We start from the raw sequence: 14,348 nt of genomic DNA on the forward strand, positions 1-14,348 counted from the left end.
ACCAGCGTCCATCGCGCGTGCATAGCCCATGCCTTGGCGCACAGACTACGGACGAAGTGTGCAGTGGGGAAAGGAGCTGGCCTGATTGACATATCGCAGAGACCTATATGCGAAGTACGGCGGCGTTCATTTTGTGCAATTGGCGCCGGGGCAGGATATCAACAAATTTGTCAGATCGCTTCCGGAGGCAAAACGCGACAGTCTGTTCGAAGTCCTGCATGAGCTTGACCAAGCTGGGCTAATTGCCATTCAAAATGATCATCAAATTCTCGATCACGAAGGAGAAATTCATCCGGCAGAGCCGGGCTCATCGAGCGAGCCAAGATGAGTTTGCCCGACCAAGTAGCCGCATTCTTCATCAATCCGCAAAAAGCCGCCCTTTTGGGCGGCTCATGCATATTTGAAGACGAAGGTCGCTCAGCGCGTCAACTTTTGATGGAAGGCTCGCATCCGGTCGATGGCTTCGACGACATCGCCGTCGGCAACAGCGTAGGAAAAGCGCACGTAACCCGGGGCGCCGAACGCTTCGCCAGGTACGCTGGCCACGAGTGCATGTTCAAGGAGTAACTCACAATAATCGCTACTCGATTCGATGGTTTGACCATCGTACTTCGAGCCGAACACACCCGTGACATCCGGGAAGGCATAGAATGCACCTTCTGGCATCAGACAACGGACGCCATCCAGGCTGTTGAGGCCGGAAACCAAGGTGTCGCGCCGACGTCGAAAGACTTCGACGACGCCGGGATCGAAATGTTTGAGCGCTTCCAGTCCGGCGTACTGTGACATCGTCGCTGGGCTGCCAGTCGAATGACTTTGAAAGCTGGCGATGGCCTTCGCCACATCAGCTGGCGCCGCGACGTAACCAAGCCGCCAACCGGTCATCGCAAACGCCTTGGAGAAGCCGTTGACCACGAGTACGCGGTCGTGCAAGTCTGGGCAAACGGCCGCCAAGCTGACCTGTTTGACCCCGTAAACCAGGCGTTCGTAAATCTCGTCAAGGACGATATACACGTCATGTTGGCGCAACACTTCGCCGAGCGCCGCCAATTCTTCTTCGTGATAAACGGCACCCGTCGGGTTGGACGGCGAGTTGAGGAGAACGGCTTTCGTCCTAGTTGTAATGGCCTTCTCCAGCGCTTCTGCGGTCATTTTGAAGCCCGCTTGTGCACCGCACTGCACAATGACCGGCTTGCCGCCAGCGACGCTGATCTGCTCGGGGTATGACGTCCAATATGGCGCAGGTAAAACCACTTCGTCGCCTTCGTCGAGAATGCTTGCGAAGATGTTGTAAAGCGTATGCTTCGCGCCATTGGAGACAATGATTTGCTCAGGTGCGTACGATAGGCCATTTTCCGCCGCTAGTTTTTGCGCAATCGCTTTGCGCAATGCGATGGTACCGGCTGCTTCGGTATAGCGCGTTTGGCCATTGACGATGGCGCGCACACCGGCAAACGCCGCAGGCACGGGTGTATCGAAGTCGGGTTCGCCGACACTCATGTTGATAACCGGCTGCCCTTTTGCCAGCAATTGCTTGGTCTTGCTGTCGACGGCCATCGTCGCCGAAGGTCGAATATTTCGTACTCGCGCGGACAAACGTTGTTCCACAAGACACGCCCCCTACATGTGTTGCCGCCATTGTAGCACACAATTTCGGCTCCGGCGCGCTTAGAACAGCTTGCGCAACCAACCAAACAAACCGGACTTGGGCTTTGCCTCTTGCGGCGTCGACGGGCTGTGCAACGGGCATGGCTCGGTCGGTTCCGTACCTGGGCGGAAGTAGTCGGTTTCTGCGATCCGGCATTCCGGCGTCGCCACGCCGCCCGACAGCGGATCGATCCGCACAGCTTTCAAATCGGCAGGTGCCGTAAACCAACCGCCGGGCATGTGCGCTTGCGCCGTCCCCATGAACTTCCCCCAAATCGGCGCTGCCAAATGCGATTCAGGCACCGACAACGGGCGGTTCGAGTCATAGCCTACCCACACGGCGCAGACGAGGTTTGGCGTATAGCCTACCATCCAGGCGTCGGTGTCTGTGGTACCTGTCTTGGCGGCCGCCGGCGCGTGTAAGTACGGCCGCGCTCCATAGCCCGTCCCCGCCTCACCCAATACGCTTTGCATCAGATCGGACATCTGAAATGCCACATCCGAAGACAGAACGCGTGCGCTGGGTGCGTCGACCACCGTCCGGCCTTCCGGCGTGTCGATCTCGTCGACAACGTGCGGGCTCACCCGCAGTCCACCGTTGGCCAATGCCGCATATGCACCTGCCATCTCGACGGGCGATACAGGGAAAACGCCCAGAGCAAGCGATGGGTATGGCTTCATCTGATCGGAGATGCCCAATCGGTGTGCCATCTCGACGACGTTTTGCGGGCCGATGGCGAGATTGGTGTGCACCGCGTACACGTTGTCGGATCGCGCAATCGCTTCGCGCAATGTTAAAGGCCTTCCGGCGTACACGTCTGCATAGTCGTGCACCGTGTACCTGTCGGCGGGCGACGTTCCATAGACAAAGGTCGTCAATTTGCTGTCGACTTGCTTGGCCGGCGTCCAGCCGTGTTCGAGCGCCGCGCTGTAGACGACCGCCTTAAAAGTCGATCCCGGTTGCCGCGGCGCCAACGCCCGGTTAAACGGACTTGTCCGGAAATCGCGTCCGCCCACCAGGGCGCGAATCGCGCCAGTCTTCGGATCCATCGCAACCAGTGCCGCCTGAATGCCGCTGTTTGCAGGCAGTGTCGATGCAATGGCGCGCTCGGCGGCTCGTTGCAAGAGCGGATCGAGCGTCGTTTTAATGCGCACCGCACCCGCATCGAGATCAGCGTCGCTTAAATGGGCGACGCGTTTGGCTTCGCGGACGGAGAGATCGGTGAAATACGGCGCCGTGACGACCGGTGTGTGATGCACGGCGACGTGGATCGGCTCGGCTGCGGCCGCCTGTGCCTGTGCCGGCGTCAGGTAACCCGTGGCAACCATCCGTTGGAGCACCACGCGTTGGCGCTGTTTGGCCCGCTCGAAGTGATCGATGGGCGAGTAGATGGACGGGCCTTTTGGCAGTCCGGCGAGCATGGCACACTCCGCGAGATCGAGATCCTGAACGGGTTTGTTGAAATACAGCTTCGCTGCCGCCTGTACGCCGTATGCGCCGTGGCCGTAATACACGACGTTCAGGTAGCGGCCCAGGATCCAGTCTTTTGATTTATGCAATTCGAGCTGGATGGCAAACAAGGCTTCGCGAAGTTTGCGCGATAGCGTTCGATCCTGTGACAGATACAGGTTTTTGGCGAGTTGTTGGGTGATTGTCGATCCGCCTTCAACCACGCCGCCGTGACGTAGGTTAACGATCAGTGCACGGGCGGTCGATTTGAGGCTGATGGCGTGATCGTGGTAGAAATTTTGATCTTCGACGGCGATAGTTGCGGCGATGAGTGGTTCTGGGATCTTCGCCAGTGGAACGTTCTGCGGCGCTTCACCCGTTGTCGTCCAGTTTGCAATCCGCGTGCCGTCGGCGCTCTCAATTTCTGTAGGCATCGCACTGCCGCCCGCGGGCAAAGGCATCAGCCGCAACCCAAGCAAAAGCAAGGACATGCCGCCAAAGCCGATGCCAAGCGGGATAAAGAAGGCCGACAGCAAAATCCGCGCCGTCGACTTGCGGCGGCGGAACACTTTAGTTGCCTCGCGCTTGTCCGCCGCGAACGAAGGCCAGGATCGGTCCATGCTGCCACCTCCGGTTACAGGAAAGAATTCCGTTTCCAGGTATTGTACATCATGGGCAGGAATACTATTCCATATTTCTGCGATCGCGCTCGCTCGTTTACCAAACCTGTGAGTTTGGTATAATACCGTCGCGAGAAAGGGTGGATACATATGGCGCAATCGAATTTGTGGTTTACAGAGCTTCAAAATGAAAATCTTTCGATTGGTTTGCGGATAGAAAAGACGATTCATAGCGAGCGCACCGAATTTCAGCAGCTCGACGTGTATCAAACGGCTCAGTACGGCAAGCTGCTGGTGCTCGATGGCTGTGTGATGACGACCGATAAAGACGAGTTCGTCTACCACGAGATGCTGGCGCACGTACCCTTGCACACGCACCCGAATCCGAAAAGCGTATTGGTCGTGGGCGGGGGTGACGGCGGCATTATTCGCGAGGTCATCAAGCATCCATCTGTCGAGCGGGCGGTGCTTGCCGAGATCGATGGCCGTGTCATCGAGGCATCTAAGACCTATTTTCCGCAAATCGCCGCTGGCTTGTCGGATCCGCGCGTCGACGTACAGGTGGTCGACGGCATTCGTTACGTGGAGGAGCATCCTGGTGAATTCGACGTCATCCTCATTGACTCCACCGATCCGGTCGGGCCTGCGGTAGGCTTGTTCAGCAAGTCGTTTTATGAGTCCGTACATACGGCCTTAAAACCAGATGGCTTGATGGCAGCGCAGACGGAATCGCCGTTTGTCAACCAGGAGCTGATTCGCCGGGTTTACGGTGACGTCGCGCGCACGTTCCCCATTGCCAAGTTGTATGTGGCGTTTGTACCGACCTATCCAACAGGCATGTGGAGCTTCACGATGGGCAGCAAGGTGCATCGCCCTGAGGACGTCAAGGCCGTTCGCGTCGAGGATACCAAGTACTATAATCTCGGCATTCATCACGCGGCACTCGCATTGCCGAACTTTGTGAAGGAGCTTGTCGGCGAATGAGCTTTCCATTTGATGTGAAGCAACCGTTTTTGCCTGCGTACAGTGGCAATGTCTTCATAGGTGCCACCCATGATTTCGATGAAGCACAAGCTGTGATTTATGGCATGCCGATGGATTGGACGGTGTCGTTTCGCAGTGGTGCGCGGCTTGGTCCAGCGCGCATTCGTGAAGTCAGCCTGGGCCTTGAGGAATACAGCCCGTATCTTGATCGGGACTTAAGCGATATCCGCTATTTTGACGCGGGGGATGTCCCGTTGCCATTTGGCAACCCACAAGCGAGCATCGAGCGCATTTATGCATACGTCAAGGCGCTGTACGAGGCGGACAAGCTGCCCATCGGCCTAGGCGGCGAGCACCTCGTCTCGTGGGGAGCCATTCAAGCTGCCATCGAGCGGTATCCCGACTTGCGCGTCATTCATATCGACGCGCACACAGACTTGCGCGATCACTACGAAGGCGAGCCTTTTTCGCACGCGACCGTGATCAAGAAAGTTTGCGACGCCATCGGGCCGGATCGCGTTTACCAGTTCGGTATTCGCAGCGGTACCAGGGAAGAGTTTGCTTGGGCGCGGGAAAATACGCATTTTGCGCCATTCGAGTTGGCCGCGCCTCTGCGTTCTGTGCTGCCTGAACTCCATGGCAAGCCAGTGTACGTGACATGGGACATCGACGTGTTCGATCCCGCGACGGCCCCTGGCACAGGCACCGCAGAGCACGGTGGAATCTTCGCGCCCGAAGGTTTTCGTGCCATTCAATACATGAAGTCGCTCAACGTCGTTGGTTTTGATCTCGTCGAGGTCGCGCCACAGATCGATCCCACCGAGCAGACGCAGATTCTCGCCGCCAAGCTGATTCGCGAGGCCTTGCTCGCGTTTGTGCCCTGATGGCCGATGTTTTGGTTAGCTGACCGCGAGGATGCGGCAAAGTGGGATTGTACCGTGACGTGGCATCGCCAAACCGATGCCAAGGCGCAGGGGGAGAGCGGCGCGGAGCACGCGGTGGTCGAAGCGGCCGTCTGGTACCAGCGCCGGGGTGTGCACTTCTTGCACTGGCAGGAGCCCGCAGACGCGGTCGCATCCATCACCTTGCGCATTGAGCCCAACTGCGTCACCTGGATGCGCCGTGGTGCCGTCGATTGGACACACACGTTTCGTGCCGGAGACATCGCGGCATCGCGGATGGCCGTCGGCCACGGCGCCCTCGCCGTCGAGACGTGTACACAGCGCCTCGCGGTCGACATCTCCCCTGTTGGCGGTGCCATTGAGCTTGCCTATCGCATGCGCATGGCAGGGCAGGGCGAACAGCCGGAACGCATCGAGCTCACGATCCGCTGGGAACGGCCGCGTTGATCCGCTCCCAGCCGGTCGCTTACGATCTGCGCCGCGGGTGCAACCTTTTGACATCCAACCAACCCTCCGGATGCTCCTCCCATTCAATCTCGTATTCGTCTCCCCATTCGCGCATCATGCGCTCATACATTTGGCGCTTAATGGCCTGAAACCGCGCGCGATCACTTGGGTGCGTCATGTTGTGTGCATGCTGGCGGATGTTGTACAACTCCTGCTCGACATACGCGAACCGACCATGTGCAATCAGTTTGAGCAACAGCAGTTTATCTTCCAGGTAGCGGCCATGGCCCGCGGGATCGTTCTCAAAGCCGCCTACGGCGCGTACGGCCTCGGTGCGCAAAAAGCGCGGCACGAGATTCGGCCCATAACAGAAAAACTCGTACTTATCCGCAAACGCCTGCCCCTTTTGCACGCGATCCCGGTGCAAACTGCCGTCTTCCGCCTGAACCCAATACACACCGTCTGCACAGACGAGTGATACGTCCTCATCTGCCTGTTCCATCATGTTTAGGCAGCGGGAAATGGCCTCTGGCGAAAACCAGTCATCGCTGTCGAGAATGACAAAATAGGGCGTCTTCACACGCTCTAAGCCTGCTTGTAAAGCGTTGCCAAGGCCGCGGTTTTCCGACAGCGCCAATACCTCTATCCGCTCGTCCGCGTGGGCAAAGCTCGTTGCCACCTCGCGTGTATCGTCCGTCGACCCGTCGTCGATCACGATGCATCGCCAGCGCGCTTCTGTCTGCGCTTGTACACTTGCCACTGCCGTCGGCAACAAATCCGCCCGGTTATACGCCGGAATCAGCACTGTCACGCGCGGTGAGCCGCCATCCACTGTGCCGCCATTTGCGATGTTTCTTTGCATCTGCGACATCGTTCTCCACCCTTCTGCGACTTGAATTCGCTAGAATGAGTGTAAACGATGGAGACAGGGGCGTGCCGCCGGTGACAAAAACATGGAGCATCGAACGCTCGTGGATGGGCGATACGGCCTTGCTGCTTCGCCTGCCAGAGTCCTTGCCAAGTGCGTCCAGCAAAGCCACGGCAGTCTTGTTGACCATAGACCAGATCTTGCGAAAGCATCTTGCACAGGTGCCCGGTGTGCGCGATTGCGTGATCGCCTACCGATCGCTCGCCATTTATTTCGATCCGGATCAAATCTCGCCCGATGCATTATGGGCTCGTGTGGACGCCGCGCTCGATGACGCCACCGCAGCCAGTGCAAACGCAGAAAGGCCGGGTGCCATCACCATCCCCGTGTGCTATGGCGGATCGTTCGGCCCGGATTTGGAGGAAGTCGCGCGGCACGCCAAGCTTGCACCAGACGAAGTCGTCCGTCTGCACACGGCGGGATCGTACGACGTGGCAATGATTGGCTTTGCACCTGGGTTTCCATATTTGACAGGGCTTGATCCGCGCATTGCCGCCCCGCGCAAGCCGACACCGCGGGCACGGGTTGAAGCGGGATCTGTCGGCATTGCCGGAGGGCAGACGGGCATCTACTCGTTTGCGACGCCTGGGGGATGGCAAATTATCGGCCGCACGCCATTGCCTTTGTTCAATCCGGCGCGCTGGCCGCCGACATGGCTGGAGCCGGGCATGCGTGTGACGTTTCGGGCCATCGACGAGGAGGAATACGATGGGATCCGTCGAGCGTACACATGAGGAACGGTCGCTGGCTGAGGCAAGCGTGGCACAGCCAGGGCTGTACAGCACGGTGCAAGACGAAGGGCGCGTTGGTTTCATGCGCTATGGCGTACCCCTGGGCGGTGTGCTCGACGCGACGTCTGCCGCGTTGGCTAACGCATTGGTGGGCAACGCGGCGGATGCGGCCGTGATCGAATGCACGGCAGTGGGACCGGAGATCGATTTTCCGGAGAGCGCCGTCGTTGCAGTATGCGGCGGAGCGTTTGCGCTGTTTGCCGCAGATGGCACGCCATTGCCGACCGCGCGACCCATTTGGCTGTGTGCAGGCAGCAGGTTGCGCATTGGCGCGGCCGCAAGCGGTTACCGCGCCTATCTGGCCGTTCACGGCGGCTGGCAGACAGAGAAGATATTAGGGAGCCGCAGTACGCTTGCCCGCTATGGCATCGGCAAGCCGCTTTCGGCGGGCGACAGGCTTGTCTATCGGCCTGTCGCGCGCAATCGGCCAGATGGTCCCTGGCGAGCGGTGACGACGGATGCCTATGTCGCGAAATGGTCCGCGGGAGCCTGGGCGCAGGCCGGGGATAGGGACGATCCCGTTTGGCTACGTGCGGTTGCCGGCGAGCAGGCGAGCGCCTTTTCGTCTGCGGCCAAAAAGACCTTCTGGAGTGCGCCCTTTCGTGTGGATGCCAAGTCCGATCGCATGGGCGTGCGCTTGCTTGGACAAACCATCGCAGTGCCTGCCGGCGAGATGACGTCCGAACCCGTGTTGCCGGGATCGGTGCAGGTGCCCTCTTCCGGGGAGCCCATCGTCTTGTTGCGAGAGTGCCAAACCGTAGGCGGCTATCCCAAAATCGCGACCGTCATCAATGTCGATCTCGACCGTTTAGCGCAAATTCGGCCAGGTGCGCAACTGCGGTTTAGCCAGATTTCGTTTGGCGACGCCATCACACTCTATCGCCGTCACCGTCGCATGCTGCGCGCCTGGCTGGGACAAATACGCGCGCATGCTACGGCCTTGATCGAGGCGTGAAAGGAAAGTGGGGGAAGGAGCTTTGCTTACGGTCGATTTAAATGCCGATCTCGGCGAAGGTTATGGCATTTACGTCTTAGGTGCGGACGAACAGTTGCTTCCATATGTGACCTCGGTGAATCTTGCCTGTGGCTTGCATGCAGGAGATCCGCATGTCATGTGGACGAGCGTCAACCTCGCCATCGATGCAGGGGTCGCCATCGGCGCTCATCCTGGATACCCTGATTTACAAGGCTTCGGGCGCCGAGACATGGGACTTTCGGCCAATGAAGTGTACGTCTATGTGCTCTACCAAATCGGGGCCCTCTCGGGCTTTCTGCGCTCCGCAGGCACGACCTTGCACCATGTGAAGCCGCACGGCGCCTTATACAATCGCGCGGCTGTCGATGCGGAGATCGCCCACGCCATTGCGCAGGCGGTCGCCGATTTTGATCCGGGGCTGGCCTTGTACGCGCCATTTGCCAGTTGTCTGGCAAATGCGGGGGTGGAGTTCGGCCTGACCGTCTGCCACGAAGTGTTTGCGGATCGTCGCTATGAGGCGGACGGACGACTGACACCGCGCCGGCACCCAGATGCGCTCATTGCGGATCCGGAGGAAGCCTGTGAACAGGTACTAACCATGATTTGTGACGGGAAAGTGCGTGCGCGAACCGGCGAATGGGTCGAGGTGCGGGCAGACACGGTTTGTCTTCACGGCGATGGGGCGGAGGCATTGGCCTTTGCCAAACGCATTCGCGACCGCCTTGCGGCAGCAGGCGTGCGCGTAGCAACATACACAAACGCGTAAACGAAGGGATTGGGGAAGAGATGGAAGCATCGTTTATCAGTTGGCGTGTCGAAGGTGAAGTCGGCGTTTTGACGCTTAACCGGCCGCAGTCGCGCAATGCCTTGAGTCGGGCTGTGTTGTCGGAGCTTGGCGCACACCTCGCGATGTTGGTCGGCCATTCGGAAGTCCGCGCTCTGGTCATTCGCGGCGAGGGAAAAATGTTTTGCGCGGGGGCGGACATCGCAGAGATGCAAGGGCTCTCTCCTGCGGAGGCAGAGTCGTTTGCGCGGCTCGGCCAACGGATTTTTTCCGCACTTGAGCAATTGCCCATTCCGGTTGTCGCGCTGGTGCACGGTGGGGCCTTCGGCGGTGGACTGGAGTTGGCACTCGCGTGTGATATCCGATTCGCCGCGACGGGTACACAGTTTGCGCTGCCTGAGGTCGGACTTGGCATCAATCCCGGCTTTGGTGGCACGTTCCGCCTGCCGCGCACGATTGGACTTGGCCGCGCACTTCCGATGATGCTGCTCGGAGAGCGCATCGCTGCCGACGAGGCGCTGGCTTATGGCCTTGTGTCGCGGGTCGTGCCGGAAGAAGAACTCGTTGCGGCGGGCATGGAACTGGCGAAGCGACTTGCAGGCCAGTCGGCGTCGGCGGTCGCGGCCATCAAGCGCCTCGCTTACGCAGGTGTAGGTAGCGATCCGCAGCGGGCACAGACCCTGGAGGCTGCGCAGTTTGGCCTTTGTTTTGCGACGCCCGATGCCCGTGAAGGCATGGCGGCGTTTCGCGAGAAGCGCAAACCAGAGTTCGGCGGATCGAAGCCGATGTGAGCCGTTGTCTATCGCGTAGCTCTGTGCAGACAAGGTCATTGTGTGGATGTACCTATAGTTGGGTAAAATGGTTGCAGAAACTGACGGGTGAACCGATTTCAGACGCCGATTTGGTGGTCTAAACACATAGCGTCACCACTTTGGCTGTGCTATAATCCATGTATTTGTGATGGGTAGGCGTGGTTGGTGTAGCAGCCCGGTGAGAAGGGAAGGTCGTAACATGGCAATTGCGTTGGCGCGGCCGGATCACGAGATTCAGCAAATGCCTTTGGTCGAACTCGTGTACGAGATTCTCAAGGCCCGCAAGGAGCCAATCTATTTTCGTGAAATCATGAAGGAAATTCAGGACTTGCGCCACATGTCGGACGATGAAGTCAAAGAGGTCATTGCGCGAGTCTTTACGGAGATCAACATCGATGGGCGGTTTGTCTGCATCGGTCAGAACATTTGGGGGCTTAACCGCTGGTATCCGACCGACAGAACGGCAGAACGCCTCGGCGGCAAGAAGTTCATCCGCAAGACGGGCGACGCCTTCGGTGACGAGGACGAAGACGAAGAAGAATTTGAAGATAGCGTGCTCGATGAAGAGAGCGAGTACGAAGAGATGCCGGTTGACGAGGAAGTTGGGTTCGACGAAACGGTCGACGAAGACGAGGAAGAAGTACTGGCAGAAGATGAAGACTATGAAGAATCACCGCTGTTCGACGAGGATGAGGATGACGAGGAGGAAGAGGAGGACTGACGTCCTCCCTCGCTTCTTCGCTATGCGTTCTGGATGCATCCGGAACGCTGTTTTTGTGTGCCTGTAGGCCATGGGACCAACTTGAGGAGGACGGGTGTGATGAGTGCAAAGTATATTTTCGTGACCGGTGGCGTGGTTTCCGGGTTAGGTAAAGGCATCACCGCCGCCAGTCTCGGCCGGTTGCTGAAGAACCGCGGCCTCAACGTCACGATTCAGAAGTTTGATCCATACATCAACGTCGACCCGGGTACGATGAGCCCTTACCAGCATGGTGAGGTGTTTGTCACCGATGACGGCGCTGAGACGGATTTGGATCTTGGCCACTACGAACGGTTTATCGATAACGATTTGAGCCAAGCCAACAACGTCACGAGTGGCCGCATCTATTGGTCGGTGATTCAGAAGGAGCGCCGCGGCGATTATCTGGGCGGCACGGTGCAGGTGATCCCGCACGTCACCAACGAGATCAAGGAACGCGTCATGCAGGCGGCGAAGCCTGACACCGACATCGTCATCACCGAGATCGGCGGCACTGTCGGCGATATTGAAAGCCAGCCGTTTCTTGAAGCCATTCGCGAGATGAAGGGCGAAGTCGGGCGCAATAACGTGCTGTATATCCATGTTACGCTCATTCCATATCTACGCATGGCGAGCGAAGTCAAGACCAAGCCGACGCAACATAGCGTGGCGTCACTGCGCAGTATCGGCATCAGCCCCAATATCATCGTCTGCCGCACGGAAGTGCCGCTCAGCCAGGACGTCAAACGCAAAATTGCCCTGTTTTGCGATACAGACGAAGACAGTGTGATCGAGGCGCGGGATGCTGACGTGCTGTACGAAGTTCCGCTTTGGCTGCGGGAAGAGGGACTCGATGATATCGTCCTGCGCCACTTCGGCATCGTCGCGCCGCCAGCCGACATGCGCGAGTGGGAGCAGATGGTTGAGCGCATCAAGCGGCTGCATCAAAAGGTCGAGATCGCGATTGTGGGCAAGTATGTCGCTCTCCCTGACGCATATGCCAGTGTTGTTGCCGCGTTGCAACACGGCGGCTTTGAAAACGACGCAAGCGTGCAAATTCGCTGGGTCAACTCGGAAGACGTTACGGCGGAAAATGTGGACGAGCTGTTGTCCGGCGTGGGTGGCATTCTCGTTCCAGGGGGCTTTGGCGATCGCGGAATCGAGGGCAAAATTATCGCGTGCCGCTACGCGCGCGAGCACAATATCCCGTACTTTGGTATTTGCCTTGGCATGCAGATTGCCGTGATCGAGTACGCTCGGCATGTCGCCAATATGGCGGGGGCGCATACCAGCGAGATCGATCCGGCGACGCCATACCCGGTGATCGATCTGCTTCCTGAACAGAAGGAAGTCGAAGATAAAGGGGGCACGATGCGCCTTGGGGCCTATCCGTGTCGCGTGTTGGACCATTCGAATGCGCGTGCGGCGTACCAATCTGAATGGGCCTCCGAGCGCCATCGCCATCGGTACGAATTCAACAACGACTTCCGGGAGACGTTAGAAGCACACGGCCTGCGCGTCACGGGTACGTCGCCGGACGGCCGGCTGGTCGAAATCGTTGAAATCCCGGAGCATCGCTGGTTTGTCGGCGTGCAGTTCCACCCGGAATTCAAGTCGCGGCCCAACCGCGCGCAGCCATTGTTCCGCGAATTTGTGACGGCGAGCCTCCGGTACCAAAACGATCAGCAGCGCCCTTAACACAGACGGCCGCAGGACGACGGTCAATGCCTGATCTGGTTTCGCCTGAACAGGCTTGACAGGAGTTCTTTTCAGGCGTGCCGAACATTACTCGTGACGAGTTGAGCTAACGAAGAGGGTGTTTGCATGGCGTACAAGGTACTGGTTGTCGACGACCAGTTTGGCATCCGAGTCCTTCTTCAAGAAGTGTTGCAGCGGGAAGGATATGAAATTTTCCAGGCGCCAAACGGGGTAACTGCGCTGCAAATCGCGGAGCAAGAGAAGCCTGACCTGATCCTGCTGGACATGAAGATTCCCGGCATGGATGGGCTCGAAATTTTGCGCAACATCCGGAAGCTCGAGCTGGACTCCAAGGTCATCATGATGACGGCGTACGGCGAATTGGATTTAATTCACGAAGCGATGGAAATGGGGGCTGTCGCGCATTTTACGAAGCCATTTGACATTGATGAATTGCGCCGTGCTGTTCGATCGCAATTGGACAGTTAGCCAGGCGAGTTTTACAATGGACAAGGCTGCTTCGGAGAGATGATCCCGCGTGAACATGGTATGATATATCCGTAAAGAAGTCGTCCGGCGGTTCATCTCGCATGAGGCGGGCGGCCGCAAGAACCCTGCGGGCGGCTCCATAAACAGTCTAGGAGAGGATGAGGAGCAATGAAGTTTTTCATTGACACCGCGAATGTCGACGAAATCCGTCGCGCGGCGGAGATGGGGATTTTGAGCGGCGTCACGACCAACCCGAGCCTCGTGGCGAAAGAAGGTCGCGATTTCGTTCAAGTGTTGAAGGAAATCGTCGAGATCGTCGACGGGCCCATCAGCGCAGAGGTTGTCAGCCTCGATGCGAAGGGCATGGTGGAAGAAGCGCTCCCACTCGCGGAGATTCATAAAAACATTGTCATCAAGGTGCCGATGACGGTTGAGGGCTTGAAGGCCGTGCATCAATTGGCTCAACGCGGCATTCGCACGAATGTCACCCTGATTTTCAGTGCGAACCAAGCGCTGATGGCAGCACGTGCAGGTGCGGCATTTGTCAGCCCGTTCATTGGCCGTTTGGACGATATCAGTGTCGACGGCGTCGAGTTGATTGCGGACATCGCTCAAATTTTCGATATTCATGGCATTGAGACCGAAATTATCGCTGCGAGCGTTCGCCATCCGATGCACGTCACGCAGGCTGCAAAAGCAGGCGCTCATATCGCGACGATTCCGTTTGCTGTGTACGACCAAATGGTCAAGCACCCATTGACGGATCGCGGTATCGAACGCTTCCTGGCAGACTGGAGCAAACTCCAAAAGAAGTAAGGCTGATGGGCGCCGGGTTCACCGGTGCCCCATTTTGTGTACTCTTCGGCGACGATACACGTCCACCGCTTGTGAAACGGCCCGCAGCTGTTTATACTACATATAGCCGCAGAATCATTCGATTCCGTGGGGGGATACGCTTCATCTTCCGTGCACCTCATCACTGGCGCACACGTACACCTCTCTCATCTCGTTTCCTGATGTTCTGAATCGGACAATGAAAGAGTGTAGCTAGAACGCCTCAAACATACGAAAAGCCAATCCG

15 protein-coding genes are annotated in these 14,348 nt (G+C 58.1%); 12 read left to right on the forward strand and 3 right to left on the reverse strand.

Annotated elements, in window-relative coordinates; all coding sequences use genetic code 11:
* Positions 1-85 precede the first annotated feature (85 nt).
* A complete protein-coding gene (locus QMF38_RS10405) occupies positions 86-328 on the forward strand; it encodes a hypothetical protein (RefSeq protein ID WP_040288664.1) in 243 nt (80 codons plus the stop codon).
* An 89-nt stretch (positions 329-417) separates the two neighbouring features.
* Here the strand turns inward: QMF38_RS10405 and QMF38_RS10410 are convergent, their stop codons facing one another.
* Positions 418-1,608, reverse strand: a complete 1,191-nt coding sequence (locus QMF38_RS10410) for a pyridoxal phosphate-dependent aminotransferase (protein ID WP_281759396.1) — start codon at positions 1,606-1,608, stop codon at positions 418-420.
* Positions 1,609-1,668: 60 nt separating this feature from the next.
* Positions 1,669-3,717 carry a transglycosylase domain-containing protein gene (locus QMF38_RS10415; protein ID WP_281759397.1) on the reverse strand — a complete coding sequence of 683 codons (2,049 nt, stop codon included), beginning with the start codon at positions 3,715-3,717 and terminating at the stop codon, positions 1,669-1,671.
* 150 nt (positions 3,718-3,867) lie between these two features.
* Between QMF38_RS10415 and speE the strand changes: the two genes are divergently transcribed.
* From speE to QMF38_RS10430, 3 genes are read left to right on the forward strand one after another with little or no spacing between them, the layout of a single operon-like run.
* Entirely contained in the window at positions 3,868-4,701 is an 834-nt protein-coding gene (speE, locus tag QMF38_RS10420) for a polyamine aminopropyltransferase (RefSeq protein ID WP_006445937.1), read from the forward strand.
* Positions 4,698-5,585, forward strand: coding sequence for an agmatinase (gene speB, locus QMF38_RS10425; protein WP_006445936.1), 888 nt, complete (start codon positions 4,698-4,700; stop codon positions 5,583-5,585). The genes speE and speB overlap by 4 nt, the downstream gene beginning before the upstream one ends.
* A gap of 54 nt (positions 5,586-5,639) precedes the next feature.
* The gene (locus QMF38_RS10430) at positions 5,640-6,050 is read left to right on the forward strand and encodes a DUF1934 family protein (RefSeq protein WP_281759398.1); all 411 of its coding nucleotides are present in this window, start codon (positions 5,640-5,642) and stop codon (positions 6,048-6,050) included.
* Between the two features lie 19 nt (positions 6,051-6,069).
* On the opposite strand, the gene QMF38_RS10435 is transcribed toward QMF38_RS10430, so the two are convergent.
* The gene (locus QMF38_RS10435) at positions 6,070-6,921 is read right to left on the reverse strand and encodes a glycosyltransferase family 2 protein (RefSeq protein ID WP_281759399.1); all 852 of its coding nucleotides are present in this window, start codon (positions 6,919-6,921) and stop codon (positions 6,070-6,072) included.
* A 71-nt stretch (positions 6,922-6,992) separates the two neighbouring features.
* On the opposite strand from QMF38_RS10435, the gene pxpB reads away from it, so the two are divergent.
* The 8 genes from pxpB (at position 6,993) to fsa (ending at position 14,083) form a co-directional block, all read left to right on the forward strand.
* A complete protein-coding gene (pxpB, locus tag QMF38_RS10440; RefSeq protein ID WP_232302208.1) occupies positions 6,993-7,712 on the forward strand; it encodes a 5-oxoprolinase subunit PxpB in 720 nt (239 codons plus the stop codon).
* Positions 7,687-8,724, forward strand: a complete 1,038-nt coding sequence (locus QMF38_RS10445) for a 5-oxoprolinase subunit C family protein (RefSeq protein ID WP_058094393.1) — start codon at positions 7,687-7,689, stop codon at positions 8,722-8,724. The genes pxpB and QMF38_RS10445 overlap by 26 nt, the downstream gene beginning before the upstream one ends.
* Positions 8,725-8,746: 22 nt before the next feature.
* Complete coding sequence (locus QMF38_RS10450) at positions 8,747-9,511, forward strand: 5-oxoprolinase subunit PxpA (RefSeq protein ID WP_058094392.1); 765 nt, start codon at positions 8,747-8,749, stop codon at positions 9,509-9,511.
* Positions 9,512-9,531: 20 nt separating this feature from the next.
* On the forward strand, positions 9,532-10,320 hold the full coding sequence (locus QMF38_RS10455; RefSeq protein ID WP_058094391.1) for an enoyl-CoA hydratase/isomerase family protein: 789 nt from the start codon (positions 9,532-9,534) through the stop codon (positions 10,318-10,320).
* Between the two features lie 220 nt (positions 10,321-10,540).
* Entirely contained in the window at positions 10,541-11,062 is a 522-nt protein-coding gene (gene rpoE / locus QMF38_RS10460; protein ID WP_006445929.1) for a DNA-directed RNA polymerase subunit delta, read from the forward strand.
* A 99-nt stretch (positions 11,063-11,161) separates the two neighbouring features.
* Positions 11,162-12,778, forward strand: a complete 1,617-nt coding sequence (locus QMF38_RS10465; RefSeq protein WP_281759400.1) for a CTP synthase — start codon at positions 11,162-11,164, stop codon at positions 12,776-12,778.
* Between the two features lie 126 nt (positions 12,779-12,904).
* Positions 12,905-13,267: a response regulator gene (locus tag QMF38_RS10470; protein WP_006445927.1), complete on the forward strand. Its 363-nt coding sequence runs from the start codon at positions 12,905-12,907 to the stop codon at positions 13,265-13,267.
* 168 nt (positions 13,268-13,435) lie between these two features.
* Entirely contained in the window at positions 13,436-14,083 is a 648-nt protein-coding gene (gene fsa, locus QMF38_RS10475) for a fructose-6-phosphate aldolase (protein WP_006445926.1), read from the forward strand.
* Positions 14,084-14,348: the final 265 nt, after the last annotated feature.

Source organism: Alicyclobacillus hesperidum subsp. aegles (assembly GCF_027923525.1).
Classification (GTDB): Bacteria; Bacillota; Bacilli; order Alicyclobacillales; family Alicyclobacillaceae; genus Alicyclobacillus; species Alicyclobacillus aegles.

Bases quoted from the DNA above. Each gene is read 5' to 3' on its own strand.
- QMF38_RS10415 (WP_281759397.1), bottom strand. From the start codon at position 3,717: ATGGACCGATCCTGGCCTTCGTTCGCGGCGGACAAGCGCGAGGCAACT.
- speE (WP_006445937.1), top strand. From the start codon at position 3,868: ATGGCGCAATCGAATTTGTGGTTTACAGAGCTTCAAAATGAAAATCTT.
- speB (WP_006445936.1), top strand. From the start codon at position 4,698: ATGAGCTTTCCATTTGATGTGAAGCAACCGTTTTTGCCTGCGTACAGT.
- QMF38_RS10435 (WP_281759399.1), bottom strand. From the start codon at position 6,921: ATGTCGCAGATGCAAAGAAACATCGCAAATGGCGGCACAGTGGATGGC.
- QMF38_RS10445 (WP_058094393.1), top strand. From the start codon at position 7,687: ATGGGATCCGTCGAGCGTACACATGAGGAACGGTCGCTGGCTGAGGCA.
- QMF38_RS10455 (WP_058094391.1), top strand. From the start codon at position 9,532: ATGGAAGCATCGTTTATCAGTTGGCGTGTCGAAGGTGAAGTCGGCGTT.
- rpoE (WP_006445929.1), top strand. From the start codon at position 10,541: ATGGCAATTGCGTTGGCGCGGCCGGATCACGAGATTCAGCAAATGCCT.
- QMF38_RS10465 (WP_281759400.1), top strand. From the start codon at position 11,162: ATGAGTGCAAAGTATATTTTCGTGACCGGTGGCGTGGTTTCCGGGTTA.
- QMF38_RS10470 (WP_006445927.1), top strand. From the start codon at position 12,905: ATGGCGTACAAGGTACTGGTTGTCGACGACCAGTTTGGCATCCGAGTC.
- fsa (WP_006445926.1), top strand. From the start codon at position 13,436: ATGAAGTTTTTCATTGACACCGCGAATGTCGACGAAATCCGTCGCGCG.